Annotated in this window: 30 protein-coding genes; 12 read left to right on the top strand and 18 right to left on the bottom strand. The window is 70.4% G+C overall.

Annotated elements, in window-relative coordinates; translation table 11 throughout:
• Positions 1-34: 34 nt before the first annotated feature.
• Positions 35-634, top strand: coding sequence for an RNA polymerase sigma factor (locus KIK09_RS26145; protein ID WP_214321980.1), 600 nt, complete (start codon positions 35-37; stop codon positions 632-634).
• Positions 627-1,871 (top strand): CU044_5270 family protein, encoded by a 1,245-nt coding sequence (locus KIK09_RS26140; RefSeq protein WP_214321979.1) that lies wholly within the window; start codon positions 627-629, stop codon positions 1,869-1,871. The genes KIK09_RS26145 and KIK09_RS26140 overlap by 8 nt, the downstream gene beginning before the upstream one ends.
• A gap of 69 nt (positions 1,872-1,940) precedes the next feature.
• On the opposite strand, the gene rocD is transcribed toward KIK09_RS26140, so the two are convergent.
• From rocD to KIK09_RS26120, 4 genes are all read right to left on the bottom strand, one after another.
• Positions 1,941-3,149 (bottom strand): ornithine--oxo-acid transaminase, encoded by a 1,209-nt coding sequence (gene rocD / locus KIK09_RS26135; protein ID WP_214321978.1) that lies wholly within the window; start codon positions 3,147-3,149, stop codon positions 1,941-1,943.
• Entirely contained in the window at positions 3,150-3,947 is a 798-nt protein-coding gene (gene ddaH, locus KIK09_RS26130) for a dimethylargininase (protein ID WP_214321977.1), read from the bottom strand.
• Between the two features lie 110 nt (positions 3,948-4,057).
• Positions 4,058-4,528 carry an Lrp/AsnC family transcriptional regulator gene (locus KIK09_RS26125; RefSeq protein ID WP_214321976.1) on the bottom strand — a complete coding sequence of 157 codons (471 nt, stop codon included), beginning with the start codon at positions 4,526-4,528 and terminating at the stop codon, positions 4,058-4,060.
• A 45-nt stretch (positions 4,529-4,573) separates the two neighbouring features.
• The gene (locus KIK09_RS26120; RefSeq protein WP_214321975.1) at positions 4,574-5,518 is read right to left on the bottom strand and encodes an isopenicillin N synthase family dioxygenase; all 945 of its coding nucleotides are present in this window, start codon (positions 5,516-5,518) and stop codon (positions 4,574-4,576) included.
• Between the two features lie 47 nt (positions 5,519-5,565).
• Here KIK09_RS26120 and KIK09_RS26115 point away from each other — a divergent pair, with 47 nt between their 5' ends.
• A complete protein-coding gene (locus KIK09_RS26115; RefSeq protein WP_214321974.1) occupies positions 5,566-6,732 on the top strand; it encodes a hypothetical protein in 1,167 nt (388 codons plus the stop codon).
• On the opposite strand, the gene KIK09_RS26110 is transcribed toward KIK09_RS26115, so the two are convergent.
• From KIK09_RS26110 to KIK09_RS26095, 4 genes are all read right to left on the bottom strand, one after another.
• The gene (locus tag KIK09_RS26110; RefSeq protein ID WP_214321973.1) at positions 6,729-7,433 is read right to left on the bottom strand and encodes a hypothetical protein; all 705 of its coding nucleotides are present in this window, start codon (positions 7,431-7,433) and stop codon (positions 6,729-6,731) included. The genes KIK09_RS26115 and KIK09_RS26110 overlap by 4 nt on opposite strands.
• A complete protein-coding gene (locus KIK09_RS26105; RefSeq protein WP_214321972.1) occupies positions 7,433-8,149 on the bottom strand; it encodes a hypothetical protein in 717 nt (238 codons plus the stop codon). Before KIK09_RS26105 ends, KIK09_RS26110 begins: the two co-directional genes overlap by 1 nt.
• A gap of 196 nt (positions 8,150-8,345) precedes the next feature.
• Positions 8,346-9,065, bottom strand: a complete 720-nt coding sequence (locus tag KIK09_RS26100) for a DUF5941 domain-containing protein (RefSeq protein ID WP_214321971.1) — start codon at positions 9,063-9,065, stop codon at positions 8,346-8,348.
• A complete protein-coding gene (locus KIK09_RS26095) occupies positions 9,062-10,558 on the bottom strand; it encodes a CDP-alcohol phosphatidyltransferase family protein (protein ID WP_214321970.1) in 1,497 nt (498 codons plus the stop codon). Before KIK09_RS26095 ends, KIK09_RS26100 begins: the two co-directional genes overlap by 4 nt.
• A 118-nt stretch (positions 10,559-10,676) precedes the next feature.
• Between KIK09_RS26095 and recO the strand changes: the two genes are divergently transcribed.
• From recO to KIK09_RS26070, 5 genes are all read left to right on the top strand, one after another.
• The gene (gene recO / locus KIK09_RS26090; protein ID WP_214321969.1) at positions 10,677-11,411 is read left to right on the top strand and encodes a DNA repair protein RecO; all 735 of its coding nucleotides are present in this window, start codon (positions 10,677-10,679) and stop codon (positions 11,409-11,411) included.
• Complete coding sequence (locus KIK09_RS26085; RefSeq protein ID WP_214321968.1) at positions 11,408-12,196, top strand: isoprenyl transferase; 789 nt, start codon at positions 11,408-11,410, stop codon at positions 12,194-12,196. Before recO ends, KIK09_RS26085 begins: the two co-directional genes overlap by 4 nt.
• Before the next feature lie 18 nt (positions 12,197-12,214).
• Entirely contained in the window at positions 12,215-13,411 is a 1,197-nt protein-coding gene (locus tag KIK09_RS26080; RefSeq protein ID WP_308164292.1) for a cytochrome P450, read from the top strand.
• A gap of 43 nt (positions 13,412-13,454) precedes the next feature.
• A complete protein-coding gene (locus tag KIK09_RS26075; RefSeq protein WP_214321967.1) occupies positions 13,455-13,988 on the top strand; it encodes a TetR/AcrR family transcriptional regulator in 534 nt (177 codons plus the stop codon).
• A 247-nt stretch (positions 13,989-14,235) separates the two neighbouring features.
• A complete protein-coding gene (locus tag KIK09_RS26070) occupies positions 14,236-14,535 on the top strand; it encodes a hypothetical protein (protein WP_214321966.1) in 300 nt (99 codons plus the stop codon).
• Positions 14,536-14,671: 136 nt separating this feature from the next.
• On the opposite strand, the gene KIK09_RS26065 is transcribed toward KIK09_RS26070, so the two are convergent.
• Positions 14,672-15,220, bottom strand: a complete 549-nt coding sequence (locus KIK09_RS26065) for a CGNR zinc finger domain-containing protein (RefSeq protein ID WP_214321965.1) — start codon at positions 15,218-15,220, stop codon at positions 14,672-14,674.
• Positions 15,221-15,560: 340 nt separating this feature from the next.
• Here KIK09_RS26065 and tnpB point away from each other — a divergent pair, with 340 nt between their 5' ends.
• A complete protein-coding gene (gene tnpB, locus KIK09_RS26060) occupies positions 15,561-16,907 on the top strand; it encodes an IS607 family element RNA-guided endonuclease TnpB (RefSeq protein WP_214321964.1) in 1,347 nt (448 codons plus the stop codon).
• Positions 16,908-16,931: 24 nt separating this feature from the next.
• Here tnpB and KIK09_RS26055 read toward each other — a convergent pair whose 3' ends face one another.
• The 6 genes from KIK09_RS26055 to KIK09_RS26030 are packed head-to-tail and all read right to left on the bottom strand — an operon-like array spanning position 16,932 to position 20,464.
• On the bottom strand, positions 16,932-17,321 hold the full coding sequence (locus tag KIK09_RS26055; protein WP_214321963.1) for a Fur family transcriptional regulator: 390 nt from the start codon (positions 17,319-17,321) through the stop codon (positions 16,932-16,934).
• Positions 17,322-17,370: 49 nt separating this feature from the next.
• On the bottom strand, positions 17,371-18,243 hold the full coding sequence (locus KIK09_RS26050; RefSeq protein ID WP_214321962.1) for a metal ABC transporter permease: 873 nt from the start codon (positions 18,241-18,243) through the stop codon (positions 17,371-17,373).
• On the bottom strand, positions 18,240-19,019 hold the full coding sequence (locus KIK09_RS26045; protein ID WP_214321961.1) for a metal ABC transporter ATP-binding protein: 780 nt from the start codon (positions 19,017-19,019) through the stop codon (positions 18,240-18,242). The genes KIK09_RS26050 and KIK09_RS26045 overlap by 4 nt, the downstream gene beginning before the upstream one ends.
• Positions 19,016-19,915, bottom strand: a complete 900-nt coding sequence (locus tag KIK09_RS26040) for a metal ABC transporter substrate-binding protein (RefSeq protein ID WP_250573770.1) — start codon at positions 19,913-19,915, stop codon at positions 19,016-19,018. The genes KIK09_RS26045 and KIK09_RS26040 overlap by 4 nt, the downstream gene beginning before the upstream one ends.
• Positions 19,916-19,965: 50 nt before the next feature.
• The gene (locus tag KIK09_RS26035; protein WP_214321960.1) at positions 19,966-20,265 is read right to left on the bottom strand and encodes a DUF6703 family protein; all 300 of its coding nucleotides are present in this window, start codon (positions 20,263-20,265) and stop codon (positions 19,966-19,968) included.
• Positions 20,266-20,275: 10 nt separating this feature from the next.
• Positions 20,276-20,464 carry a hypothetical protein gene (locus KIK09_RS26030; protein ID WP_214321959.1) on the bottom strand — a complete coding sequence of 63 codons (189 nt, stop codon included), beginning with the start codon at positions 20,462-20,464 and terminating at the stop codon, positions 20,276-20,278.
• 62 nt (positions 20,465-20,526) lie between these two features.
• Here KIK09_RS26030 and KIK09_RS26025 point away from each other — a divergent pair, with 62 nt between their 5' ends.
• The 3 genes from KIK09_RS26025 (at position 20,527) to KIK09_RS26015 (ending at position 22,755) form a co-directional block, all read left to right on the top strand.
• Positions 20,527-20,979 (top strand): hypothetical protein, encoded by a 453-nt coding sequence (locus KIK09_RS26025; protein ID WP_214321958.1) that lies wholly within the window; start codon positions 20,527-20,529, stop codon positions 20,977-20,979.
• Positions 20,980-20,989: 10 nt separating this feature from the next.
• The gene (locus KIK09_RS26020) at positions 20,990-21,280 is read left to right on the top strand and encodes an antibiotic biosynthesis monooxygenase family protein (RefSeq protein WP_214321957.1); all 291 of its coding nucleotides are present in this window, start codon (positions 20,990-20,992) and stop codon (positions 21,278-21,280) included.
• An 89-nt stretch (positions 21,281-21,369) separates the two neighbouring features.
• Positions 21,370-22,755: a glycine--tRNA ligase gene (locus KIK09_RS26015; RefSeq protein WP_214321956.1), complete on the top strand. Its 1,386-nt coding sequence runs from the start codon at positions 21,370-21,372 to the stop codon at positions 22,753-22,755.
• A gap of 352 nt (positions 22,756-23,107) precedes the next feature.
• Here KIK09_RS26015 and KIK09_RS26010 read toward each other — a convergent pair whose 3' ends face one another.
• The 3 genes from KIK09_RS26010 to KIK09_RS26000 form a co-directional block, all read right to left on the bottom strand.
• A complete protein-coding gene (locus KIK09_RS26010; protein WP_214321955.1) occupies positions 23,108-23,602 on the bottom strand; it encodes a septum formation family protein in 495 nt (164 codons plus the stop codon).
• 45 nt (positions 23,603-23,647) lie between these two features.
• On the bottom strand, positions 23,648-24,136 hold the full coding sequence (locus tag KIK09_RS26005; RefSeq protein WP_214321954.1) for a hypothetical protein: 489 nt from the start codon (positions 24,134-24,136) through the stop codon (positions 23,648-23,650).
• 515 nt (positions 24,137-24,651) lie between these two features.
• Positions 24,652-26,025, bottom strand: coding sequence for a cytochrome b (locus KIK09_RS26000; RefSeq protein ID WP_214321953.1), 1,374 nt, complete (start codon positions 26,023-26,025; stop codon positions 24,652-24,654).
• Between the last annotated feature and the right edge of the window lie 71 nt (positions 26,026-26,096).

Raw genomic sequence — 26,096 nt, 5'->3', positions numbered from 1 at the left:
GGTTCCGGCGTGCGGTCAAGAACAGGGTGACCGCATGAGAGAGGACCGGCAGGTGCTATCAGAGACGCTGGACGACTCGGTGCTCATCGGGCAGTCGCTGGACGAGCCCGAGAGCTTCGCCGCGCTGTTCGACCGGCACGCCGATGAGATCTTCCGTTACGCCGCCAGGCGACTCGGCCCCGAGCTCGCCGACGACGTGACGGGCGAGGTGTTCCTCGTCGCCTTCCGCGCGCGCTCGCGCTACGACCGCGCCTGGCCCGACGCCAGGCCCTGGCTGTACGGCATAGCCACGAAGGTCATCGCGCAGCACCGCAGAGCCGAGCGCCGGCGCACCCAGGCCATGGCGAAGGTGAGCCCCGAGCGGCCGGGCGGGTTCGACGACCGCAGCGCCGACCGCGTCACGGCCGAGCAGTTGCAGCCGCGGCTGGCCAAGGCACTCGGCCGGCTCAGCGCGGCCGAGCGCGACCTGCTGCTCCTGGTCGCCTGGGCCGACCTCACCTACGAGGACGCGGCGGTGGCCCTCGGCGTCCCCGTCGGCACCGTCCGGTCCCGGCTGCACCGGCTCCGCGTCAAAGCGCGCAGGGCCCTCGGCGGCATCGACCCCTTCGCAGCAGAGGAGCCCCAGCATGGATGACGAGATCCAGATCTTCGCCCATGGCCGTCCCGCGGCCCCGCCGTACCCGAGCCAGGCTCGTGACAGGGCGCGCGACCGGCTGCTCGAGGAGGCGCGCGGGGGGCGCGGCCGAACCTTCCGCTTTCCGCGTCTGGGCTGGCAGGCGGCGGCCGCCTTCGGGGTGACCGTCACCCTGGTCGGGGGCGTGGCCGTGGCACTGTCGGGCCGGCAGGAAGGCGGGGTGGCCTCACCGGCGGCCGTGGCCTCGGTGGTGCCGTCCGGCCTCCCCGGTGACCTGAATCCGCAGCCCGGCCAGTACATCCTGGTCGAGTCGGACACCATGTACACCTCGGAGTCGATGGGGAAGAACGGGGCTTCCAGCCACTGGCTCTACCGGACGCACCGCAAGATCTGGCAGTCGGTGGACGGCAGCAAGAACGGCCTGCTCATGATCCAGGGGCTGCCCGCCAAGCCGTGGCCGGGGGAGCAGCTGCCCAAGGACGCGCTGGCGGAGGGCAAGGACGACAAGCCCTGGTGGAGCACCCTCGCGGCCTGCCCGCAGCGCTTGGGCGACCAGCGGCGCGACTACGCCTACCTCAGCACCCTGCCCACCGACCCCGCGCAGCTGCGCGCCCGCTTCTACCAGCACGTCGACGCGAAGAACAAGGGCGTCTCGGCCGACGATCTGGCCTGGGGGAGCGCCACCGAACTGCTCAACGAGACCTACATGCCCCAGGCGCAGCGTGAGGCCTACTTCGAGGCGCTCAAGACGATCCCCGGCGTGCAGGAGGCCGACGGGGTGGAGGACTCGGCCGGCCGCAAGGGCGTGGCGCTCGGCCGGGTGCTCCGCGGGCAGCTCGAGCAGATCATCTTCGACCCCGAAAGCCACCTGCTCATGGGCGAGCGGGCCACGGTCGTGGACGCGGGCCTGGCCAAGGCGCCGGTCGGCAGCGTGATGGCGCTGACCGCGCAGCTGTCAATCACGGTGGTGGACCAGCTGCCGCAGGTGGAGGGGCTGCAGGCGGACAACAGCTGCGACGCGCGGGACGCCGTGGCGCCCACCCCGATCCCGACGCCGTCCGACTCGGCCCTTCCGACCGAATCGTCGAGTCCCCTGGATGAGTCGACGGCGTCGGCGACCCTCGAGGCGAAGCCCACGTCCGCGACGGAGCCCCCGACGAGTGACGATCCGCTCGGCGATCCCACCACGACGGCCGATGCCCCCAAGAGCGAGTCCCCCACGGACTCGCCGAGCTAGCGACCGCCGGTGTCGTACATGAGTACGGCTCCCGCCGCGGCGGGAGCCGTACTCATGTGTGGAGAACCGCTAGCGCATCGAGGCGATGACCTCGGCCAGCTGGTCGAGGGCCGACAGCAGGTCCTCCTCGGAGATGACGATCGGCGGCGCGAGCCTGATCGTCGAGCCGTGCGTGTCCTTGGCCAGCACCCCGCGCTCCATCAGGCGCTTGGACACCTCGCGGCCGGTGGCCACCGACGGGTCGATGTCGACGCCCGCCCACAGGCCGCGCCCGCGCACCGCCACGACGCCGTGGCCGATGAGCTCGCGCAGCTTGGCGTGCATGATCTCGCCGAGGTGGGTGGCCCTGGCCTGGAACTCGCCGGTGTTGAGGATCTCGATCACGGCGTTGGCGACCGCGCAGGCCAGCGGGTTGCCGCCGAACGTCGAGCCGTGCTGGCCCGGCTTGATGACACCGAGCACGTCCTCGTTCGCGGCGATGGCCGACACCGGCACGACGCCGCCGCCGAGGGCCTTGCCCAGGATGTAGATGTCGGGGACGACGCCCTCGTGCTCGACGGCGAAGGTCTTGCCGGTCCTGCCGAGGCCCGACTGGATCTCGTCGGCGATCATGAGGACGTTGTTCTCGGTGCACAGCTCGCGCACCTGGGTCAGGTAGCCGTCCGGCGGCACCAGCACGCCTGCCTCGCCCTGGATGGGCTCGACCAGGACCGCGACCGTGTTGGCGTCGATGGCCTCGCGGATCGCCTCGGCGGAGCCGTACTTCACGATCTTGAAGCCGGGCGTGTAGGGGCCGAACTCGTCGTGCGCGTCGGGGTCGGTGGAGAAGCTGATGATCGTGGTGGTGCGGCCGTGGAAGTTGTCCTCCATCACGATGATGTTGGCCTGCTCCGGTGCCACGCCCTTGACCTGGTAGCCCCACTTGCGGGACACCTTGATCGCGGTCTCGACGGCCTCGGCGCCGGTGTTCATGGGCAGGATCATGTCCTTGCCCGTCAGGTCGCCGAGCCCGGCGCAGAACTGCGCGAACTGGTCGTGGTAGAAAGCGCGGCTGGTCAGCGTCAGGTTCCTGAGCTGCTCCTGGGCCGCCTCGATGATCTTCGGGTTGCCGTGGCCGAAGTTCAGGCTCGAGTATCCGGACAGGAAGTCCAGGTAGCGCTTGCCCTCGACGTCCGTGACCCAGGCGCCGTGAGCCTCGTGGATCACCACGGGAAGCGGGTGGTAGTTGTGCGCGCTTCGGCGCTCGCTGATCTCGATCAGCTCTGAGCTGGTAGTCATTTAGATTTCCCCCCTGATCTCCAGTGTGCAGCACTTCGGCCCGCCGCCCGCTTTACGCAGCTCCGACAGGTCGACGGGGATCACGTCGTAGCCTCGGCGCTTGAGCTCCAGCTGGAGCTCGGTGGCCTCGGCGTTGATGACGACGTTGCGCCCGTCGCTGACCGCGTTCAGCCCCAGCACGGCCGCGTCCGCCTCGCTCGCGATCACGGCGTCCGGGAACAGCGACTCGAGCACCCGGCGGCTGCCCTCGGAGAAGGCTCCCGGGTAGTAGGCGACGTTGTGCCCGTCAAGCGGGAACAGCGCAGTGTCGAGGTGGTAGAAACGCGGGTCGACCAGCCGCATTGAGATTACCGGCCGTCCGAGGTACTCCTGCGCCTCGTTGTGGGCGACCAGGTCCGTCCGGAACCCGGTGCCCGCCAGCACGAACTCGTCCAGGGTCAGGAAGTCGCCCTCGCCCTCGTTGACGTGCTCGGCGGCCTGGGCCTGGTAGCCGCGGTCGGTGAACCAGCGCAGGTAGGCGGGGCCCTCGGCGGCGCGCTCGGGGAAGGCGAACCGCGCGCCGTACACGCGGCCGCCGACGACCAGCGCGCCGTTGGCGGCGAAGACCATGTCGGGCAGGCCCTCGATCGGGTCGATCAGGCTGACCTTGTGACCGAGGCTCTCGTAGGCCGACTTCAGCACCTCCCACTGCCGGATCGCGACCTCGCGATCGGCACCGGCCTCGGGGTCCATCCACGGATTGATGGCGTACTCGACCGTGAAGTGCTCCGGGCGGCACATGAGGAAGTGTTTGGGCATGCAGGGCTCCGTCATACGGGGGTCGTTGAGGGACGGAGACAGCCTAAGAATGCATGAATATGCAGGCCAAGACCGCGACATTGCGTGTTCGCGCGGGTCTGTTGCGAATCTCAGCCCTGCACATGCGATCCGTTGCGCACCGGGATCACCTCGTCGACCAGGCGAGACAGGACGATCACGCTTTTGGTCCTGACCACGAACGATTCGGCCGCCAGACGCTCGATGACCCGCTCCACATGTCGCACGTCGGTTGCCCGGATGTGCAGCAGCGCGTCCGCCTCGCCGGTGATCGTGGCGGCCCCGACGACCTCGGGAAACTTGGCCACGGCCAGCCCGATGTCGGAGGGTTTGGTCTTGCCCTGGCAGAACAGCTCGACGTAGGCCTCGGTGGTCCAGCCGAGCGCCTGCGGGGCCACCCGGGCGCTGAAACCCGTGATCGCGCCGGCCTCCCTGAGCCGGTCGACGCGCCGCTTCACGGCCGACGCGCTCAGCCCCACCTGATGGCCGATGTCGGCATATGTCGTCCGCGCATCCTCGACGAGCGCCCCGATGATGTCACGGTCAAGCCTGTCCAGTTCCACAGAGACAGGTATACCGACTCCGTCACCCTCGGTGCCCTACCGAGTTCAGAGCACGTCGTCGCTGAGGGCAGGGAAGACCTTGGACACCTTGCTCAGCAGGTAGGCGCCGTAGGGGCCGGTGAAGGCGCGCAGGTCCTGGCCGTCCCAGCGGGGGCGGGTGCCGGGGGTGTAGGGCAGCGGGGGTACCTCGCTGTCCCAGCCGGGGTCGAAGAAGAAGGGGAAGCTGAGGCGCTCGTGGCCGCTGAGGTTGCGGACGCGGTGCGGCGTCGAGCGGTAGGCGCCGCCGGTGAGCTTGTCCAGCATGTCGCCGATGTTGCAGACGAACGTGCCGGGGATCGGCGGGGCCTCGACCCAGCCGCCGGGCGTGTGGACCTGCAGGCCCGCGTTGTCGTCCTGGAGGAGCAGCGTGAGCAGGCCGTAGTCGGTGTGCTCGCCGACGCCCCAGGAGTCCGCGTCGGGTGTCGAGGGCGGGTAGTGGAAGATCCGGAACAGGATCGTGGGGTCGGCGGTGCAGGTGTCGCGGAAGTAGTCCCTGTCGAGGCCGAGGCTGAGCGCGATGCCCGACATCACGGTCTGCGCGACGCCCGTCATGGTGTCCAGGTATTCGAGCACCGCCTCCCGCAGCGCGGGGACCTGCTCGGGGAAGAGGTTCGGGCCGTGCAGCGGCAGGTCGCAGGGCGGGAGCTCGGCGCCGAAGTAGAGGCCCTCCTTCAGGTCCGGCCTGCCGGAGGTGAGCTCGCCGCCGACGGGGAAGAAGCCGCGCCAGGCCCGCCCGCCGCGGTCCATGGAGATCTCGTTCTTGACGTCCTCGGGCAGGGCGAAGAAGCGCCGGGCGGCCGTGTCGAGGCGTTCGACGAGCTCCGGCGGGACGCCGTGCCCGGACACGTAGAAGAACCCGCTGTCGCGGCAGGCGGCCTCGATCTCGTCGGGCACCCGCCCAGGGTCGGCGGTCGTGAGGGGCGCGATGTCGATTACCGGCAATTCGCTCACTCGCCCATTGTTCCGCATTAGCGTGGAGATCCCGGGTTGGAGGCCAGATGCGCTTGGCTCGCCGGAAGCAGGACGCACCCGCGGACGAGGTCGTCCGCATCGCCCCCGCGGTCGCCTACGACGGCGACCTCTACCACCTCCCCGACTGGCAGCAGCGTCGCGCGGCGGAAAGGGAGCTGGGCCGCGGCCACGCCGCCGAGGGCCAGATCGACACGCTGACCTTGGAGACCGGCAGCGTGCCGCGCTTCCACGAACTGGAGGACGAACGCCTGGCCGAGCTGGCCAAGGTCGAGGACTGCGCGGAACGCGAGCAGCAGCGCGCCCGCGCCGAGTTCGAGTCGCAGAAGATCAGGCTGGCCGAGTCGCAGCGCGCCTTCGCCGAGGCCCGCCAGGCCCTGGACGACACCCGCCGCCACCTGGCCGAGCTGGAGCAGCCCAGTAGGCGCCCTGGCGACGGCCGCCCCAGCTCGATCGCGCTGTCGGGCAGCCGCTGGCCCGTCGTGCGCCGCTGGCTGCCGGCCGCGCTGCTGCTGGTCCTGCTCCTGATCGTCGAGGTGCCCATCCTGTACCAGGTCATCCTCAACTGGGGTGACAGCATCGCCATGACCGCCCTGCTCGCCGCCGGCGCCGCCCTGATCATGCTGGTCGCCCCGCACATGTACGGCAGGGCGTTCCGCGCCTGGCAGGAGGCGGGCAGCCCGGCCAGGGGCCGGTGGCTGCTGGGGTTCGTCGCGCTGGTCTGGCTCGGCCTGATCGGGGCGGTGGCAGTGCTGCGGCGCGACGCCCTGGTCAAGCCACTCGTGGTGGACGGGCAGAACATCGGCCCCACCTCCGACGGCGTCGGGCAGCTGCCCACCATGATCCTGCTGCTGGCGCTGCTGGTGGCCACCGCGCTGATCGCCGCCGACCTGGGCCGCAGGATGCACAACCCCAACGACCGCCGCCTGCGCGAGCTGCGCGCCAAGCGGGACTTCGAGGCGGCCACGTGCGCCCGCGCCCAGGCCGCCTACCAGGGCGACGCAGGCTACGCCGAGAGCGTGGCCCAGTACGTCCAGGCCGCCGAGCGCCGCCACGCCGGCCGGGTCAGGCAGCTGGACAGCGGCTTCGAGAGCCTGTCCACCGCCTACCTCGGCGGGGTCGTGGAGGGGCTGCGGGATCCCGAGGCGGCCAGCTGGGCGGAGCGCATCGTGTCGCGCCGCAGGCCGGTCCGCTAGAGCAGGTCGGCGGACGTCGCCCCGGCCGCCTCGAAGGCCTCCTTCCAGAAGCTCTCGAGCAGCGGGAAGCGGTCGGGGCCTGAGGTCTTGTTGCGCAGGAAGCCGTGGACGGTGACGGCGTAGCCGGTCAGGTCGGGCAGCAGATGGGCGTCCTTGAGCTCCTTGATCTTGGCGGCTCTCGCCCGATCGCCGAGGTCGAGCTTGTTGATGTTCAGCTCGCCGCGGTTGTTGATCAGGTCGCTGAAGACGATCAGCTGGTGGGCCCTGTCCGGCAGGCGCTGGGCGGCCAGCTGCTTGGCCACGTAGCGCAGCGCGCCGAGCACGTCGGAGCCCTGGCCCTCGGCCGGGCAGTCGAACAGCTTGACCGCCCTCGGCAGCACCTCGGTGACGCGGTGGGCGCGGATCCTGTCCTCGACCACGGGGTTGTCGTTGGGGTTCTCCTGCTTGGTCGCGGCGATGGCCACCGGGTCCTGGCGGCACGCGCTGCTCTCCGAGCTCCCCGTCACGGCCGCGAACGCGATCCAGTCGCAGCCCTGCGCGAAGGCGGGCAGCTTCGAGGTCACGTCCTGGCGTGAGGTCGCGGGCTCCGCGTACGACGTGGAGTCCACCACGGCGCCGCACACGGCCTTCGCCTCGGTCCCGCACCCCGCCAGCCCGCCCACGACCAGCAGTAACGCCACCAGTGCCGCGCCCGCCCGCATCACGCCTCCTCCGGGGAGGGGAGGGCGGGCCGTACCTGGTGGTGCCAGAGCTCGATGCGGTGCTCGACGTCCTGGAGGATGCGGCCGAGCTCCTGCGTGCCCTCGGTCAGCGTGGGCGGCTGCGCGGTGGCGGCGACCTCGCCCTTCCACAGCGGGGGCAGCTCCTCCCTGCGCGGATGGGCGCTCATCACCCCGCTGCGGTAGGCGGCGATCAGGACGTCGGCCTCCGCCTGCGCGGCGGCCACGGCGTGCTCCCGCTCGGCCAGCGCGCTCTGCCACTCCTGGGAGAGCTGCTCGATCCGCGTGCGCGCCCGCTGGACGGCGTCGCCGGCCGCGCGCAGCACGTCCTGGCGCCTGCGTTCCTCGCGCCGCCTGCGGGCCTCGGCGATCGAGATGAACGCGTCCTCGCCGGCCGTCGCGGCGGGTGGCTGATGGCCGTTGACGGGCTCCAGACCGGGCCGCGACAGTTCGCGCAGGATGGTCTCGCGAGCCCCGGCGGCCTGACCCAGCAGCGCGGTACGGCGGGCCACGAGATCCCCGTCGATCTCGGCCACGCGCCGCCGGGCACGGGCCCGCAACTCGGAGACGTAGGCGGGTTGTGACTCGGGATCGGTGAACTCGCCTAACGGGTGCTGCCTGGCATCGCGCGCACCCTGCCGATACGCGGCGTCCCGTTCGTTCGTCCCCCGCGTGAACAGCCGTGACCAGAGCGCCATCCGCGTCTCCCGGCTAGACCCGAAGCGTGCCTGCATCCCAGCCTAAGCGCGCGATCCCCGAAATCTACTGACATGTCGATCCCGGGCATGCGAAAGGCCGGGCACCGTGACGGTGCCCGGCCTCGATGCGGGTCAGCGGCCTTCCCCCTGAAGGCGCTGCGCGACCGGCGGTCCCCACCGCCCGCCGTACGAGAGGTCAGCCGCGCTCGGCCTCCCCGGTGGCGGCCTCCTGGGCGTCTTCCGGCGAGGCCTCCAGGTCCTGCTCGGCGTCGGCCCCTGCCTGAGCGGAGGCCTTGTCGAGCCGCACCCAGCTGTTCACGCTCTCGACCGCGAACAGCACGAACAGGTAGGCGGTCAGGACGGCGAGCACCGGCGTGAGCCACCCCAGCGCGGCCCCCACCCCGATGATCAGCAGCCGCAGCTCCCACCCGAGCCCGGCGTGGAACACCCAGGCCGGCGGCCAGATGCTCTGCCGCGTGCGGTAGACCGTGTCGTAGGTGTGGTAGCCGACCACGTAGACCAGGACGAACAGCAGCCACTTGGGCGCGTCGGAGGCGAGCCCCACCACGATGATCGTCAGGAACTCGGTGCCGCGCAGCAACGGGGGCGTGAGCCAGTCGAGGCGCCCCAGGTGGTCACGGGGCGCGGTGGGCAGCACGAGCAGCACCACGATCAGCACGGGGAGCAGCAGGATCGGCCCGGGCTTGAGCACCCCGGACACCTGCAGGGCGATGACCGCGATCAGAGCCACGAGCGTGGCGGGAACGGGCGGCAGGCCCTTGCCGAGCCGGGGGCCGAGCGCGTGCACGAGCGGCCCGTCGTCGCGGTAGGCGAGCAGCCTGGCCGTCTGGACGCGCCGGCGCTCCTCGTCCGGGTCGGGGGCGGGCGTGGAGATGCTGGCCGGGTGGGTGATCATGCGAGTGACCTCATGACGCGTCCGGTGAGGGTGTAAGCGGCGGCGACGGAACCCCAGATCACCAGCGTGAGGAAGGTGATGCGGGCGTCGAAGAGGGCGGCGGTGATCGCGATGGCCGCGAACCGCTCGCCGATGGGGAACACGACCATCTTGCGGGCCCAGTGGACGGCGCGGAAGCGGCCGGCCTTGGTCCACATCTTCAGCAGGCCCCTGATGCCCTGGCTGCGCTCGACCTTGCGCTTCTCCAGCGCCTTGCGCAGCGGCTTGTCGCTGGGCGCGTCGAGGGCGAGGGTGGGCAGCAGCGCGGGCGGCTTGCGGCGGTTGGAGATGCCGAAGGAGAAGTCGAGCAGGTGCCTGACCGACTGCAGCGAGATCGCGGCCAGCGCCAGGATCCAGATGTCGTCGCCGTTGCCGGAGACCACCCAGCCGACCGCCAGCCCGGCGAAGACCACGTACTCCTTGAAGCGGTCGAACGTGGCGTCCAGCCACGCCCCCAGCACGCCGAACTTCCTGGCGTAGCGGGCGACCTGTCCGTCGACGCAGTCGAAGACGAACGCGAAGTAGATCAGCAGCCCGCCCAGCACCATGAACGGCCGCTGCCCGGTGGCGAAGCTCGCGGCCGCCAGCACGCCCAGCACGATCGAGATCAGCGTGACCTGGTTGGGCGTCAGCCCGCGCCTGGCAGCCCACCGGGCGATGAAGCGGGAGTAGGTCGAGACGAAGTACGTGGTGAAGAAGCCGTCGGCGCCCTTGACCGCGTTGTCGAGCCTGGCCCGGTCCTCGTCCATGCCGGACATCTCGGCGCCGGCCTCGTTGACCTCCTCCTGGGTGGTGACCCGGCGGTAGAACAGGTCGCGGCGGCCGCGGATGCCGACCGACACGCCATTGCGCACCAGGCCGAACACCACCAGCTGGACGAAGTCGTCGTCGGCGCCGAAGCTCATCTCGGCCAGCGCCCTGCAGGTCTCGGCCAGGATCGGCAGGTTGCGCTGGCCGACGTGCAGCGGGCCGAGCAGCGCGGTGTTGGGCCGGGTGACCGCGTGGTTGGCGGTGCCGACCGAGACCACCCTGGACTTGCCCGCGCGGGCGCGCACGGGCAGGCCTTCGAGGGTGGCGTGGCCGATCTCGGGGTCGGCCTCCTCGATCGGGATGCTGTCCTCCAGCGCCTCCTCGCCCTCGGGTCTCGGCTCCTTGGCGACGAGCGCAAGCGCGGCGCGCTTGGCCTTGGTGATCTGGTAGATCAGCTCGTCGTGGATGACCGAGTTCTCAGGGATGATGAAGAGGTTGTCCGTTGTGGACTCGGCGACCTCGGCCAGTGCGCGCAGCGCGCCCGGCACGTCGGAGGGGTCGATCGTGACGGGCTGCGGATCCAGGGAGAGGAGCTGTCCGCGCAGCCGCTCGGCAACCGTGGGATTACCGGGCAGTGCGGCCAGCCTCAAGCCGGTCGGAGTGTCGGGGCCGGGCGAGGCGCCCAGCAGGACCACGCGGGTCATGACTCCCTTTCGAGGCAGTTGCGGGGGGTTGAACAACGGGTGATGCGGGGACAGACGTCAAAGTCTAGTGAGGGTTGCGCAAAGTCGCTCCACCCCTGTGCGGCCCTAAGATGAGTAAGTGAGTCTCTACCGTGACGAAGGCGTTGTCCTGCGCACGCAGAAGCTCGGCGAGGCGGACCGGATCATCACCGTCCTGACCAAGCGCACGGGCAAGGTGCGGGCCGTCGCCAAGGGCGTGCGCCGCACGACCTCGCGCTTCGGGGCGCGGCTCGAACCCTTCACCCACGTCGACCTGCAGCTCCACGTCGGCCGCAGCCTCGACGTCGTCACCCAGGCAGAGACGATCAGGCCGTACGGCGAGGCCCTGGCGACCGACTACCCGCGCTACACCTCGGGCAGCGCCATGCTGGAGACCGCCGACCGGCTCACCCACGGCGAGAAGGAGCCCGCGCTACGGCAGTTCCTGCTGCTGGTGGGCGGGCTGCGCACGCTGGCCGACGGCGAGCACGAGGCCAGGCTGGTGCTCGACGCCTACTTCCTGCGCTCGCTGGCCGTGGCGGGCTACGCTCCCGCGCTCGAGGCGTGCGCCAAGTGCCAGGCGCCCGCGGTCAGAGGTTTCGCCATCGTCGCGGGTGGCGTGGTGTGCGGCGCGTGCAAGCCCGCCGGGTCCGTGGTGCCCGCGGCCGAGACGCTCGGCCTGATGACGGCGCTGCTGCGCGGCGACTGGGCCACGGCAGACGCCTCGCAGCCCCGCCACCGCAGCGAGTGCAGCGGCCTGGTGGCCGCCTACCTGCAGTGGCACCTGGAACACGGCATCCGCTCACTCCGTCACGTAGAGAGAGAACCTGTGTGAACGTTCGTCCCCCCTCACCGCATCCCTCCGGCGCGACGCCGCCGCCGATCCCGCGTGACCTGGTGCCCAGGCACGTGGCGATCGTCATGGACGGCAACGGCCGCTGGGCCAAGCAGCGCGGCCTGCCGCGCACCGAGGGGCACAAGGCGGGCGAGGCGTCGCTGTTCGACGTCATCGAGGGCGCGCTCGAGCTCGGCGTCCCGTACCTGAGCGCCTACGCCTTCTCCACGGAGAACTGGAAGCGCTCGCCCGACGAGGTCCGCTTCCTCATGGGCTTCAACCGCGACGTCATCCGCCGCCGCCGCGACGAGCTCAACGCCATGGGCGTGCGGGTGCGCTGGGCGGGCAGGCCCGGCCGGCTGTGGAAGAGCGTGATCTCCGAGCTGCAGACGGCCGAGGGGATGACCGTCGGCAACAGCAAGCTGACCCTGCAGTTCTGCGTCAACTACGGCGGCCAGTCCGAGATCGTCGACGCCGCCGTCAAGCTGGCCCAGGACATCGCCGCCGGGCGGGTCAAGCCGGGCAAGGTCAACGAGAAGACCTTCCGCCGCTACCTGGACGAGCCCGAGATCCCGGACGTCGACCTGTTCGTGCGCTCCTCCGGCGAGCAGCGCTTCTCCAACTTCCTGCTGTGGCAGTCGGCCTATGCCGAGATGGTCTTCCTCGACCGCCTGTGGCCCGACTTCGACCGCCGCGACCTGTGGGAGGCCTGCGAGATCTTCGCCAAGCGCGACAGGCGGTACGGCGGCGCGGTGCCGAACGAGGTATTTCCCGCGAAACGATAGGTTGCTATCGTTTTCTGGGTGAGCGAGTCAACGCAAGTACCGCTGCACATGTCCAGGGCCGGCTTCGACCCGGCCCCCGAACTCTCCAGGCTCCGCGAGGATGAAGGCGTCAGCAAGGTCGCCACCCCGTGGGGCATCGACGCCTGGCTGGTCACCCGCTACGCCGACGTGCGAGCCGTCCTCAGCGACCACGACACCTACAGCAACGCCCGCCAGCGCATGGTCCAACTGGCCACCGCCAGGGACATGACCGACCAGGAGCTGGAGGAGATGCGGGCGGGCAACCTGCTGGCCTTCGACCCGCCCGAGCACACCCGGCTGCGCAAGTTCCTGTCGCCGGAGTTCACGCTGCGCAGGATGCGGCGCCTGGAGCCGCTCGTGTCGCGGATCGTCGAGGAGCACCTCGACGCCATGGAGGCGGCGGGCTCACCCGCCGACCTGGTCTCCTCCTTCGCGCTGCCGATCCCTTCGCTGGTGATCTGCGACCTGCTCGGCGTGCCGTACGAGGACAGGGGCGACTTCCAGCGCAGGACCGGCACGCTGCTGAACGTGAGCCTGCCGCCCGAGCAGCGGATGGCCGCGCAGCGCGAGTCGCGCGCCTACATGGCCGAGCTGGTCGAGCGCGTCATGGCCGATCCCGGCGAGGAACTGCTCGGCATGCTGGTGCGCGAGCACGGCGGCGACCTGTCGGCCATGGAGCTGGTCGGCATCGGCAACCTGCTGCTGATCGCCGGGCACGAGACCACCTCGAACATGCTCGGCCTCGGCACGCTGGCCCTGCTGCGTCACCCCGACCAGCTCCAGTTGCTGCGCGACCGGCCCGAGCTGGTCGAGGCGGCGGTGGAGGAGCTGCTGCGCTGGCTGAGCATCGTCCACTCGGGCACGGCCAAGGTCACCACCACCGACGTGGAGATCGCCGGGCAGGCGATCCCCGAGGGGCAACTGGTGCTGTGCGCGCTGCCGACGGCCAACCGGGATCCCGCCTTCGTCGACCACCCCGAGCGGCTCGACATCGCCAGGGGCGCGCCCGGCCACCTGGCCTTCGGCCACGGCATCCACCACTGCCTGGGCGCGCCGCTCGCGCGCATGGAGATGCGGACGGCCTTTCCCGCGCTGCTGCGGCGCTTTCCCGGGCTGCGCCTGGCGGGGCCCGAGCCGCAGTTCCGCGCCTTCTCCGTCGTCTTCGGCCTGTCCTCGCTCGAGGCGGCCTGGTGAGTTCAGGCGTACCGACCCGTTCCGACACCTGGTGAGGTTAGGCGTGCCGACCCGTTCCGACGCGCTGCGCAACAGCGGCAGGATCGCCAGAGCGACCATCGAGGCCCTGCGGGAGCAGGGGCCCGAGGTGTCGCTCGAGGAGGTCGCGCGGCGCGCCGGGGTCGGCATCGCCACCGTCTACCGGCGCTTCGGCGACAGGGACACGCTCGTCGGCGCGGCCTTCGAGACCTACTTCGCCGAGGAGATCGAGCCCCTGGCCCAGGCCGCCCGCCAGGCGGACGATCCCTGGGAGGGGCTGTGCACGGCCCTGACGGCCACGGTCGCGACCCTGGCCACCCACCGCCCACTGCTGGCCGCCGCCCGCGAGTCGCACGCCCTGACCATCGACATCGCCCTGCGCTTCCTCGCCCCGCTCGGCGAGGCCCTCACGGCCGCCCAGCGCCTCGGCCAGGTCCGCCCCGACCTCGAACCCCGCGACCTGGCCGCCCTCGTCATCATGGCCCTGGCCACCGACCACCACACCCGCTACCTCCCCCTCCTCCTCGACGCGATCCGACCGCCTTCCTCTTCTGGATGAGAGCTCTTCCTCTCGTGTACGGCGGGCCCCCGCCACCGGCCGCCTGCCGTACTACGGCTCGCGGCCTGTGCCCGGCGCTTCCGGCGAGTCGGCGCCGCTGACTCGCCGTCACGGCGCTCGGTTCTCGTGGCGCGCCCGGCCACGGCTTCGCGCCGTACCTGGCGCCGATCTTCGCCGACCCACACCCCACCGACCCGGCGCCTGAAACCCCTCGGGACCGCAAGCGCCACCCGGAACCGCCAAGACCGTGAGCGCCGAGATCGTGAGCGCCGGGATCGGGGGTGCCGGGATCGTGAGCGCCGGGATCAGGGGCACCGAGATCGTGAGCGCCGAGACCGAGGGCACCGAGATCGTGAGCGCCGGGATCAGGGGCACCGGGATCGTGAGCGCCGGGATCAGGGGCACCGAGATCGTGGGCGCCGGGATCGGGGGTGCCGAGGCGTCAGGGCTCGCGTACGGGGTTTTCGCGCCGGGGGCGGTGAGGAGGGAGTGCGGTGGTGGTCCGGCGCGCTGTGCGGCGGTGAGGGGGGCCGTGGTGCCTGGATGACGAAGCGCCGTGGCGGCGGGCAAACGGCACCGACTCGCCGGAAGCGCCGGGCGCGGGCCCTCAGCCGTAGTACGGCGGGCGGCCGGTGGCGGCGGCCTCGCCGTACAACAAAAGGCCCGAAAGCACCCTGAAAGAGCTATCCCCGTCGGCGGGCTCGGTAGGCGGCGACGTGCATGCGGTTGCCGCAGGTGCGGCTGTCGCAGTAGACGCGGGACCTGTTGCGGGACTCGTCGACGAACACGCGGTCGCAGTCGGGCGCCGAGCAGGTGCGCAGCCGCTCCCACTCGCCCTCCACCAGCAGGTGCGCGAGCGCGACCCCGTAGTCGGCGGCCAGGTGCTCGGCCAGCGTGGAGCCGGGCGCGAAGTAGTGCACGTGCAGCGGGTGCCCGTCGTGCTCGGTGAGGCGGGGCGTGATGCGCGTGTCCGAGAGCAGCGCGTTGAGCAGGCGCACGGCCGTGGGCTGGTCGGGCGCGGTGAAGACGCGGTGGAAGGCGTCGCGGATCATCCGCACCTGCCCGAGGTCTCGCGTGGTGAGCACGGCCACGCCGCTCACCTGCTGGGATTCCACGAATGCCTGCAGGTCGGACAGATCGGCCAGACCCTCCTCGCCGCCGGTCGCCGGTGAGGTGTTGACCAGCTCGACTGCTGAGGCCAGCGAATACGCCATGTCATGGCCAAACGGCATGTTGACTCCTGTCGGACCCGGTTCTAGCGTCAGCGTATCTCTCCATCGGGGTGCCCGGGGCCAGCAGTCGTACGGGTTTTCGTCGGCGAACGGCATCATGCGGATGTGTTTGTGCGCCATGCGGGCGCAGGGGGTTCTGGGCCTGCTGGGGCTCGGTTGGATATGGAGGTACCCACCAATGAGCGGAGCGTGATGGTGGGATATGTCCGGCGGTTGCCGGGGAATCTTTGTCCTTCCTCGCTCTAGAGTTCGAAAGCTGGTCCGTAGGAGACTGGACCGGCCCTCGAATGTGAGGACGTCGGGGTCGCGCCCGAGACGGGGTTGAAAGTGAGGTGCGGCGGTGATTCAGGCCTACCGGTACGCGCTGGCCCCGACGCAGGCCCAGGAGCGGGCGCTGCGGTCGAACTGCGGGGCCGCACGGTTCGCGTTCAACTGGGGCCTGGCCCTTGTCAAGGCGAATCTTGGCCAGCGCGCGGCCGAGCGTTCCTACGGAATCGCTGAGGAGTTGCTCACGCCAGCCGTGGCGTGGAACCTCTACAGCCTGCGCCGCCGCTGGAATCGGGCCAAGGCTGAGGTGGCACCGTGGTGGGGCGAATGTTCGAAGGAGGCGTTCAACACCGGGTTGGCCAACCTGGTGGCCGCACTGCGCAACTGGTCGGCCTCTCGTGACGGCACGCGTAAGGGCACGAGGGTGGGGTTTCCCCGGCTCAAGGTCCGGCACCGATCCCGGCCGTCGTGCAGGTTCACCACCGGCGTGATCCGGGTGGAGCCTGACCGGCGGCATGTGACGCTGCCACGGCTCGGGACGATCAAGACGTGCGAATCCACCCGCAAACTGGCCCGCCATCTCGAGCGCGGCACCGGGCGCATCCTCGCCGCCGCGGCGGTCTTCGAGGCCGGCCGGTGGCACGTCAGCCTCAACGTCCAGGTAGAGCGGGCTGAGCGTGTGCCCGCCAAGCCGGACGCGGTGGTCGGGGTGGATGTGGGAGTGAAGGCGCTAGCGGTGCTGTCCACAGGCGAAACCGTCCCCAACCCTCAGCATCTTCGGGTGGCAATGCGCACACTGCGTAGGCGGAGCAGGGTGCTGGCTCGCCGTCAAGGCCCGCGCACCTCCGCGGGCGGCCACCGTGAGCCCTCCAAGCGCTGGCGTACGGCCCGAGCAGCGCTGGCCCGCACACATGCGCGCATTGCCGCGCAACGCCGTGATGGGCTGCACCAGTTCACCATCCGACTGGTACGCACCTATGGGACGGTGGTGGCCGAGGATCTGAACGTGGTCGGCATGCTCGGAAACCGTCGCCTGGCCCGGTCGATCGCCGATGCGGGCATGGGTGAACTGCGGCGTCAACTCATCTACAAGACGGCATGGAACGGCGGCGTCCTGGTGCTGGCCGATCGATGGTTTCCCTCCTCCAAGACGTGTTCGGGTTGCGGCGCGGTGAAAGCCAAGCTGGCGCTGCGAGTCCGGATCTTTCACTGTGAGACGTGCGGCCTGACCCTGGACCGGGACCTGAACGCCGCACACAACCTCGCCGCCCTTGCGGCGAAGATCGACGTCGCCCAGAGTTGCGGGGAGACGCAAAACGCCCGTGGAGCCGATGTAAGACCCACCCCCGGTGAGCGGTCGGCGCTGAAGCGGGAACCCCGGAAGCGGGGAACGTCGGACCGTAAGGTCACGGCTGCTTGACGTGTGATCAGAATTGATCACACGTCAAGCAACGGTTTCCGTGAGTGCGCATCCGGCGCAGGTGCCGAAGACCTCGACCGTGTGAGTGATGTCGGTGAAGCCGTGCTCGCTGCCGACCAGGTCGGCCCAGCGCTCGACGGCGGGCCCTGCGACCTCCACGGTGCGGCCGCAGCGCCGGCACACCAGGTGGTGGTGATGGTCGCCGCTGGCGCAGGCGCGGTAGACCGACTCGCCCTCGTCGGTGCGCAGCACGTCGACCTGGCCGCCGTCGGCCAGCGCCTGCAGCGCCCGGTAGACGGTGGTCAGGCCGATCTTGGCGCCGTGCTGGCGCATCTCGGCGTAGACGTCCTGAGCGCTGCGGAACCCCTCGCTCTGGCGGAGGGTGTCGTGCACGGCATCACGTCTCACGCTCATATGACCACCTCCGCTGGTCCCATGAGCGTGAACACGGCTGAATGCTCGCTCATGTGACCTCCTCCATCCGCATGCTGGGGCGCGGGCTTACGGCCGGTTCCCGTGTTCTGCCCCGCCGTACGAATCTACCCACACCGAGGGCCGCCACGAAGCCTGCCAGGGCCACCAGAACGATCGCGGCGCCGGGCGGCACCCTGGTGGAGAGCGTCGAGCCGAGCAGCCCGCCCACGGCGGCGAGCACGCCGAACACCATGGCCAGCGCCATCGTGGAGCGGAAGCCGCGGGTGAACTGCTGGCTGGTCGCCACCGGGATCACCATCAGCGCGCTGACCAGCAGCAGCCCGACCACGCGCATGGCGATGACGACGGTCAGCGCCGCGGTCACCGCGATGACCATGCTGAGCATCCGCACGGGCAGCCCGCTGGCCTTGGCCATCTCTTCGTCCTGGCAGAGCACGAACAGCTCCCTGCCGAAGACCACCACGACCCCGATCACCGCGACGGCGAGCCCGCCGATGATCCACAGGTCCTGCTCGGAGACCAGCGCGATCGCGCCGAACAGGTAGGAGTTGAGCTTGGTGCTGCTGCCGCCGGGCGAGATGCTCATGAGCATGACGCCGCCGGCGATGCCGCCGTAGAACAGCAGGGCCAGCGCCACGTCGCCGCTGGTGCGCCCGCGCGCCCTGACCAGCTCGATGACGATGGCGCCCGCCACCGAGACGAGCACGGCGGTGATCACGGGCGCTGTCTGGGTCAGGAAGCCGAGCGCCACGCCGGTCAGCGCGATGTGGCCGATGCCGTCGCCGAGCAGCGCCAGCCTGCGCTGCACGATGAACGTGCCTACGGCCGGCGCGCACAGCCCGATCAGCACGGCGGCGATCAGCGCCCGCTGAAGGATGTCGGTCTGCAGCAGCTCGATCACGGCGCTTCCCCCTGCCAACCCCTGAGCGGTCCCGCCGAAGCGCCTGCCGCGTGCGGGTGGACGTGCTGATGGCCCGGCCGGGCGCAGTCGCCCTCCGGTTGCGGTGGCCTGCCGTCGTGGCCGACCTGCCCGTCGCGCACCACGACGCCGCGGGTGATCAGCGGCTCGAGCGGGCCGAGCTCGTGCGCGACCAGCACGATGGTCCTGCCGTCGCGCACCAGCGTGGCCAGGGTGTCGGCCAGCAGCTGCTGCGACTCGGAGTCCACGCCGGCGGTGGGCTCGTCCATGACGTAGGTGTCGGGCTCTCCCGCCAGCGCGCGGGCGATGAGCACCCGCTGCTGCTGCCCGCCCGACAGCGACTGGACCGGGTCGGAGGCCCGGTGCGACAGCGCCACGGCCTCGAGCGCCTCGGTCACCGCGGTCCTGTCCGCGGAGCTCGTACGGCGCAGCCGCTTCTGCCTGGCGACCCGGCCTGAGGCCACGACCTCGCGGACCGTGGCGGGCACGCCGCCGCCCACGTTGAGCCGCTGCGGCACGTAGCCGATGCGCCACCAGTCGCGGAACTTCGCCGGTGGCCTGCCGTACAGGAGGGTCTTGCCGCCCGAGAGCGGGGTGAGGCCGAGCAGGGCGCGCACCAGCGTGGACTTGCCGGAGCCGTTGGCCCCCAGGACGGCGACGACCTCGCCGGGGCAGATCGTCAGGTCGATGCCGCGCAGGATCTCGCGGCCGTCCAGCGTCACCCGGCCGCCGACCATCTGGAATGCGGTCTCCGTCATGAACACCCCAGTGCTGACTTCAAGGACTCCAGATTCTTGCGCATCGCCGACAGGTAGTCGCCGTCGGGCTTGCTCTCCAGCGGGTCGAGCACCTGGGTCTTGGCTCCGACCTCGTTGGCGAGCACCTCGGCCACCTTGGGGCTGACCAGCGACTCGGTGAAGATCGTGGTGACGCCCTCGTCCTTGGCCAGCTTGGCGACCTCGAGGATGCGGGTGGGCGAGGGCTCCTGCTCGGGATCCAGCGTGATGCCGACCTGCTTGAGGTGGTAGCGGTCGGCCAGGTAGCCGAACGCCTGGTGGCTGGTGACCAGCGTCTTGGTCCGGCAGGTGGCCAGGCCCTTGGCGTAGTCCTGGTCGAGGGCGCCGAGCGCCGCGGCCGTCCTGGCGGCGCGGTCCTTGTAGGCCTGGGCGTGCGCGGGGTCGGCGGTGGCCAGGCGCTCGCCCAGCTTGGTGGCGACCGTGGCCATGCGCGAGGGATCGAGCCAGACGTGCGGGTCGTAGCTGACGCCGGCGGTCTCGGACGTGTCCGTCAGGGGGATCGTCTTGACCGCGGTGGCGGCGTCGAAGCCCTTGTCGGCGCCGTACTGGGCGACCGCGTCGTCGACGGCGGGCTGCACGCCCTTGACGTAGACGGTCAGCGCCGCCGCGTCCAGCATCGCCACCTGCTGCGCGCCCAGCTCCAGATCGTGCGGCTCGACGCCCGGCGCGGTGAGAACGGACAGCTTGACGTCCGAGCCCCCGACCTGCTCGGTGAGCCACTGCAGCGGGTAGAAGGCGGCGACCACGTTGGGTCGTCCGCCCGCTGAGGTCTCGGCGGCGCCGGAGCCGCAGGCCGCGGTGGTCGTCACGAGGGCGAGGGCCGCGGCCGCCATGCCGATAAGGGGCGTTCTGGACATCACACCCCCGAGTATGGAGAAAATGAAAACGATTGTCAAAATCCTCGAATTCAGAACGCTCCGAGCCGGGTGGCGATGAGCGCCAGCAGGAAGGCGATCACCACGATCCGCAGGATCCTGCCGCCGACGCCGATGGTCGGCCACGACAGGTAGGCCAGCCAGCACACGAACGCCAGCACGGGCAGCACGGCCAGCGCGCCGAGCGGGTTGGTGACCGCCAGTCCCGCCAGCAGCAGGATCACCAGCAGTACCGGGACCACCCAGCGGGGCAGCTGCGTGGACAGGTAAACCATCGGCGTCGCGCTGCGCGCCTCGACGGCCTTGCGGAAGGAGTTCTCACGTGGAGCCACGGGCGTGAGCCTAATCCCTGGTCGCGAGGACCACGTCTACCCAGATCCTGGTCGCCAGCGTCGCGAGCGCGACCAGCACCGCCACGCAGATCGCCACCCGCAGCCCCGTGCTGTCGGGCACAAGATCGGCCAGCACCAGCACGCACACCCCCAGCGTGACCATGATCAACAAGGTGACGGCGATCGCGTAGGTCCGCACCCTGGGCTTGGTCCAGAAGCGGACCCGCGTGCGCTGCCTGCCGGACTCCCGCTCGAGGAAGCGTGACCCGGTTCGTGCGCGAGGTGGCCGCCTACCACTCCGACGGCGTCCGCGACGAGGTGGTCGACCTCGTCACCCAGCAGGTACGGCGCAGCGGAACGCGCGTGGTGGTCGCCCACTCGCTCGGCAGCGTGGCCGCCTACGAGGCGCTGTGGGCCGACCCCTCGCTCGAGCTGGACCTGCTGGTGACGATGGGCAGCCCGCTCGGCGCCCGGCAGGTGGTCTTCGACCGGCTCAGGCCGGCGCCGCTCGACGGGAAGGGGGCCAGGCCGCCCGGCGTCCGCAGGTGGGTGAACGTCGCCGACAGAGGCGATCTCGTGGCCGTGCCCAAACAGCTCGAGACCCGCTTCGACGGGGTGGAGCAGGAGAAGCCGGTCAGCATCGGCGTTCTGGACTTCCATCGCGCCAAGGCCTACCTGACCTGTCCGCCGGTGGCGGCGCTGCTGGCACTCTAAGCTTGGGCGGGTGCTCGCCGTCATCCGTTACACCGTGCCAGAGTCTCAGTCGCAGGACTTCATCAAGCAGGCCCACGTCATCCTCGACACGCTGGCCGGAGAACCGGGTTTCCGGCGCGGCAGGCTGGCCCGATCCGTCGACGAGCCCAACCTGTGGGCGCTGGTCAGCGAGTGGGAGGGTGCGGGCTTCTACCGGCGCGCACTCTCGGCCGCGCGGATGGTGATGTACCCGCTGATGATCCTCATGGTCAACGAGCCGAGTGCCTTCGAGGACGTTTACGTTTCCGGACAAGAGGAATAGTCGCGCGCGAGGGCCGCCGCGAGTCCCCTAAGCTGGGATCTCATCCATTAGCCCTCGCCGACCTCCAGCCGGAAAGAGACCCAACCAACATGGCACGCCGTACAGACGTCATGGACACCATCGTCAGCCTCGCCAAGCGCCGCGGGCTCGTCTACCCGTCGAGCGAGATCTACGGAGGTCTGCGGGCGTCGTGGGACTACGGTCCGCTGGGCGTCGAGCTGAAGAACAACGTCAAGCGGCAGTGGTGGCTGGCCATGGTCCAGTCCCGCGACGACGTCGTGGGCCTCGACTCCAGCGTCATCCTGGCCCGCGAGGTGTGGCAGGCCAGCGGCCACGTCGAGACCTTCACCGACCCGCTGACCGAGTGCCAGTCCTGCCACAAGCGCTTCCGCGCCGACCACCTCATCGAGGCCTACGAGGAGAAGAACGGCAGGTCGCCCGAGCACGGCCTGGCCGACATCACCTGCCCCAACTGCGGCACCAAGGGCGCCTTCACCGAGCCCAAGCAGTTCAGCGGCCTGCTGAAGACCTTCCTCGGCCCGGTCGAGGACGAGTCCGGCCTGGCCTACCTGCGGCCGGAGACCGCGCAGGGCATCTTCATCAACTACCTCAACGTGCAGCAGTCGGCGCGCAAGAAGGTCCCGTTCGGCATCGGCCAGATCGGCAAGTCGTTCCGCAACGAGATCACGCCGGGCAACTTCATCTTCCGCACCCGCGAGTTCGAGCAGATGGAGATGGAGTTCTTCGTCAAGCCCGGCACCGACGAGGAGTGGCACGACTACTGGATCAACGAGCGCTACCGCTGGTACTCCGACCTGGGCATCAACAAGGACAACCTGCGGCTCTTCGAGCACCCGAAGGAGAAGCTGTCCCACTACGCCAAGCGCACCGTGGACGTCGAGTACCGCTTCAACTTCGCCGGTGCCGAGTGGGGTGAGCTCGAGGGCATCGCCAACCGCACCGACTTCGACCTGACCGCCCACTCGCAGGCCTCCGGGGTCGACCTGTCGTTCTTCGAGCAGGACACCGGCGAGCGTTACGTGCCCTACGTCATCGAGCCCGCGGCCGGTGTCGACCGGGCCACGCTGACGTTCCTGCTCGACGCCTACACCGAGGACGAGGCGCCCAACGCCAAGGGCGTCATGGAGAAGCGCACGGTCATGCGCCTCGACCACCGCCTCGCGCCGGTCAAGGTCGCCGTGCTGCCGCTGTCCCGCAACGCCGACCTGTCGCCCAAGGCCCGCGACCTGGCCGCCCAGCTGCGCAAGCGCTGGAACGTCGAGTTCGACGACGCCGGGGCCATCGGCCGCCGCTACCGCCGCCAGGACGAGATCGGCACGCCGTTCTGCATCACGGTCGACTTCGACACGCTCGAGGACCAGGCGGTCACGATCCGCGAGCGCGACACGATGGAGCAGCAGCGCATCTCCCTCGACCAGGTCGAGCCCTACCTCCGCACCCACCTCAACGACTGACCCACCCCGGGTGGGACCCCAAAGACAAGGCGTTCGCGTTCTTTAGGGTCCCACCCGTTGCCCGCCTGGATTTCTTCCGCGTTGGGGCCCGCCCTGCTGCGAGGCGTTCGCTGCGCTCACCCGTGCTTTAGGGTCCCACCCGTTGCCCACCTGGATTTCTTCCCGGCTGGAGCCCGCCCTGGTCCGAGGCGTTCGCTGCGCTCACCCGTTTCCACTGAAGTACGCTGCCGACCCTCGGTACCCATGTGAGGGTCCACCTCACGGTCACCGTGATGGCGAACCTAGCCTGACCCCACGGATACGCCGAGACCACCCGGTGACGCGGGAGGCTGCAGGGGGATGTTCGGAGTGGTCAGTATGCGAGGGCGTGGCCGCGCATGGTGCCGCCGGCGGCTGGGACGGCCAGGCAGTAGGCGGTTCGGGAGCGCGGCCAGGTGGTCTCGAAGGGGAGGATTTCGCTCACGCCCACTGTCGCGTGTCGCGACTCCTTGATGTGGACGCGGGGTAGGCATCCGTTCTCCGCCATGCGCTGGACTTCGTTGTAGCCCGGCCAGGGGCCGTCCGGGAGGACGTACACGGCGGCGAACTCGGCGATGTGCGGACGGGCGCACGGCACCAGCGTCACCAACTGGTCACCGGCGATGGATTTCACGCAGTCGCCTGGGCGTAGATCGGTTGGATACCAGCGCTCCTCGCCCGGTTTCGCCGGGACCGAAGCCACGGGGGCCGCGGACGGTGGGGTGGACGGGATCGTGGGGGGCGGCTGGGCCGTACCGGCTGTGCAGGCGGTGGTGAGGCAGGTCGTCAGCACGGCTGTGGCGACGGCCCAGGTCCTTCGCGAACGCATGGTGTGGAGGATGGCAGGGCTTGATCACGAAGGTGTCGCGGGGGGTCAGCGGCGGATGGGGGCGGCGAGTTTGGTGCCGTCGTCGCGTTTGTGGACGGCGAAGCAGAGGCCGCTGCGGTCGTCGGGCCAGCCCTCCTTGGTGGGGTAGAAGTTGAGCGCGGTCACGGATTCGCCGGCGGTGGTGCCGCTGCGGATGAGGGTGCCCGCGTACCTCTCGCACAGAGAGTCCGTCATGCGCTCGGAGGCGCTCTCGCCCATCCACCTGCCGTTGGGCAGGACGACGCGGGCCAGGAACTCCCCTTCGTGCGGGCCGGTGCACACGACCACCGTGACGTCGGTGATCGTGTCCTCGTCGCGGTACAGCCCGTTGGCGCAGTCGCCGGTCGTCAGGTCGTCGAGATACACGCCCGACGGCTCCTCCGAGGGGGTGTACGGCGGAGCCGAGGTGGCCGGGTCCGGCATGGCGCCCACGCGCTCGACCGCCTTGACCATCAGCACCGACAGCCCCGCCACCAGCAGCACGGCCACGGACACGACCACTCCCACGACGAGCCCCGCCCGGCCCCGCCGCGGCGGCACGGAACCCGGCCCACCAGGCACAGCGCCCCACCCGTGCGCGGGGACCGCCCCAGGCGTCGGAGTGGTCCACGGCGGTGATGGCGGGACCGTCCCTGGTGTCGCGGTGGTCCACGGCGATGGAGGCGGGACCGTCCCTGGTGTCGCGGTGGTCCACGGCGGTGATGGCGGGACCGTCCCTGGTGTCGCGGTGGTCCACGGCGATGGAGGCGGGACCGTCCCTGGTGTCGCGGTGGTCCAAGGCAGTGAAGGCGGAACCGTGCCAGGAGGGGCAGTCTCTGGCGAAAGGGTGGTCCCCGGCGGTGGGGCCACCCCCGGCGGTGGAAAGGTCCCCGGCGGGGGAGCGCTCCCCGGTGGTGCGGTGGACCAGGCCGCACTCGGGGTGCTCCAGGTGGCTTCCGTGGGGGCGGGGGAGGGCCAGGTTGTGGGTGGGGGGTCGTCGGGAGGGACGGAGTCGGGCGGGTGCCAGTCGGTCACCGGGCACGCCTCCGGCAGTAGGCGAGCGTGGCGGCGTAGGCGGCGGCCGGTAAGACGAAGGCCGCCGCGCGCAGGGACCAGATGATCGTCACGTACACATCATGGGGTGCCAGCAGCGGCGGCGCAGGCGCATGCGGATCCCCGGGGATCTCCGAGAACCAGGTCGCCGCCCACACCACGGTGAAGAACGTGATGACCGCGATGCCCAGCGCGGTCCGCACGGGCGCCTGGCGGGGCTGGTCGAGCAGGTGGTGGTAGCCGCCGTCACTGGTCACCCGCCGCTCCAGGAACGGGTACAGCAGCAGCACCGTGAAGAACCCGCCGAGCACCAGCATCGGGATCCAGAGCCCGACCTGCAGCACGTACCCGCCCACGACGATCTCCCAGGGCGGCACCAGCCGCAGCGCCCCCTCCAGCACGCCGAAGTACCAGAACGGCTGCGCCGACGGCGGCACCGCGCCCGGCCGGTAGGGGCCGTGCTCCCACACCGGATTGACCGTCACGAACGTGGCCAGCAGCGCGATGGCCGCGAAGGTGGACATGGCCGTCGCGCCGTTCTTGATCGCGAAGTAGGGGAAGAACGGTGCGCCCGTCACCTGCGACTCCGAGGAGTCCGGCATGCGGCGCTCGTGCTGATGGTCGCGACCGCTTCGCTCTCCCCCCGAGCTCCTTCGCTCCGTGTGCTTCTGCCGCCAGGTGAGGACCAAGGCGTGCAGCGGCGCGACCGCCAGCAGGATGCCCGGCACCAGCAGCACGTGCGTGACGAACAGGCGCCCGACCACCTGCCCGGGGAACTCGCCGCCGAAGAAGAACGCCGACAGGTAGGAGCCCACCAGCGGGATCGACAGCAGCAGCCCCTGCGCCTCCCGCAGCCCGGAGAAGGCCAGCTGGTCGGCCGGCAGCGAGACCCCGAGGAACGACTCGAACAGCGCCAGCGTGAACAGCAGCACGCCCAGCATCCAGGTCAGCTCGCGCGGCCTGCGGAAGGCGCCGGTGAAGAAGACGCGGAACAGGTGCGCCACGATCGACAGCACGAAGATCGTCGCCGACCAGTGGTGCAGCTGTCGCAGCAGCAACCCGCCGCGCACCTCGAGGCTGATCTCCCTGACCGAGGCGTAGGCCGCGTCGGGGGCTGCCTTGTAGAACAGCGTCAGGAACGTCCCGGTCAGCACGAGCAGCGCGAAGGAGTACAGCGCGAACTCGCCGAGCAGGAACGACCAGTGGCTCGGGAAGAGTTTGCGCAGGTTGGGGCGTAACCAGCGGCCCACTCCCGGGAGCCGCTCGTCCACGTAGAGCACGGTGCCCTGCGCCGCTCGCGCGGATCCGGCCAGCAGGCGTTCCCGCCGCGTCGGCTTGGTAGGAGCGGCCATCGGCGCCTCCCGTGGGGGTGATGATCCGATTCTGCACCTCCACTTCCGGCATATCAAGAATTGGTGTAAAC

Source organism: Nonomuraea sediminis, from assembly GCF_018531495.1.
Classification (GTDB): domain Bacteria; phylum Actinomycetota; class Actinomycetes; order Streptosporangiales; family Streptosporangiaceae; genus Nonomuraea; species Nonomuraea sediminis.
Note: the sequence above shows the minus strand (reverse complement) of the source record. Positions and strands in the feature narration are given on the sequence as shown.

Coding starts and splice junctions, on each gene's coding strand:
- KIK09_RS26145 (WP_214321980.1), top strand. CDS start 35: ATGAGAGAGGACCGGCAGGTGCTATCAGAGACGCTGGACGACTCGGTG.
- KIK09_RS26140 (WP_214321979.1), top strand. CDS start 627: ATGGATGACGAGATCCAGATCTTCGCCCATGGCCGTCCCGCGGCCCCG.
- rocD (WP_214321978.1), bottom strand. CDS start 3,149: ATGACTACCAGCTCAGAGCTGATCGAGATCAGCGAGCGCCGAAGCGCG.
- ddaH (WP_214321977.1), bottom strand. CDS start 3,947: ATGCCCAAACACTTCCTCATGTGCCGCCCGGAGCACTTCACGGTCGAG.
- KIK09_RS26115 (WP_214321974.1), top strand. CDS start 5,566: ATGCGCTTGGCTCGCCGGAAGCAGGACGCACCCGCGGACGAGGTCGTC.
- KIK09_RS26110 (WP_214321973.1), bottom strand. CDS start 7,433: ATGCGGGCGGGCGCGGCACTGGTGGCGTTACTGCTGGTCGTGGGCGGG.
- KIK09_RS26105 (WP_214321972.1), bottom strand. CDS start 8,149: ATGGCGCTCTGGTCACGGCTGTTCACGCGGGGGACGAACGAACGGGAC.
- KIK09_RS26100 (WP_214321971.1), bottom strand. CDS start 9,065: ATGATCACCCACCCGGCCAGCATCTCCACGCCCGCCCCCGACCCGGAC.
- KIK09_RS26095 (WP_214321970.1), bottom strand. CDS start 10,558: ATGACCCGCGTGGTCCTGCTGGGCGCCTCGCCCGGCCCCGACACTCCG.
- KIK09_RS26065 (WP_214321965.1), bottom strand. CDS start 15,220: ATGCCGTTTGGCCATGACATGGCGTATTCGCTGGCCTCAGCAGTCGAG.
- KIK09_RS26055 (WP_214321963.1), bottom strand. CDS start 17,321: ATGAGCGTGAGACGTGATGCCGTGCACGACACCCTCCGCCAGAGCGAG.
- KIK09_RS26045 (WP_214321961.1), bottom strand. CDS start 19,019: ATGACGGAGACCGCATTCCAGATGGTCGGCGGCCGGGTGACGCTGGAC.
- KIK09_RS26040 (WP_250573770.1), bottom strand. CDS start 19,915: ATGTCCAGAACGCCCCTTATCGGCATGGCGGCCGCGGCCCTCGCCCTC.
- KIK09_RS26015 (WP_214321956.1), top strand. CDS start 21,370: ATGGCACGCCGTACAGACGTCATGGACACCATCGTCAGCCTCGCCAAG.
- KIK09_RS26010 (WP_214321955.1), bottom strand. CDS start 23,602: ATGCGTTCGCGAAGGACCTGGGCCGTCGCCACAGCCGTGCTGACGACC.
- KIK09_RS26000 (WP_214321953.1), bottom strand. CDS start 26,025: ATGGCCGCTCCTACCAAGCCGACGCGGCGGGAACGCCTGCTGGCCGGA.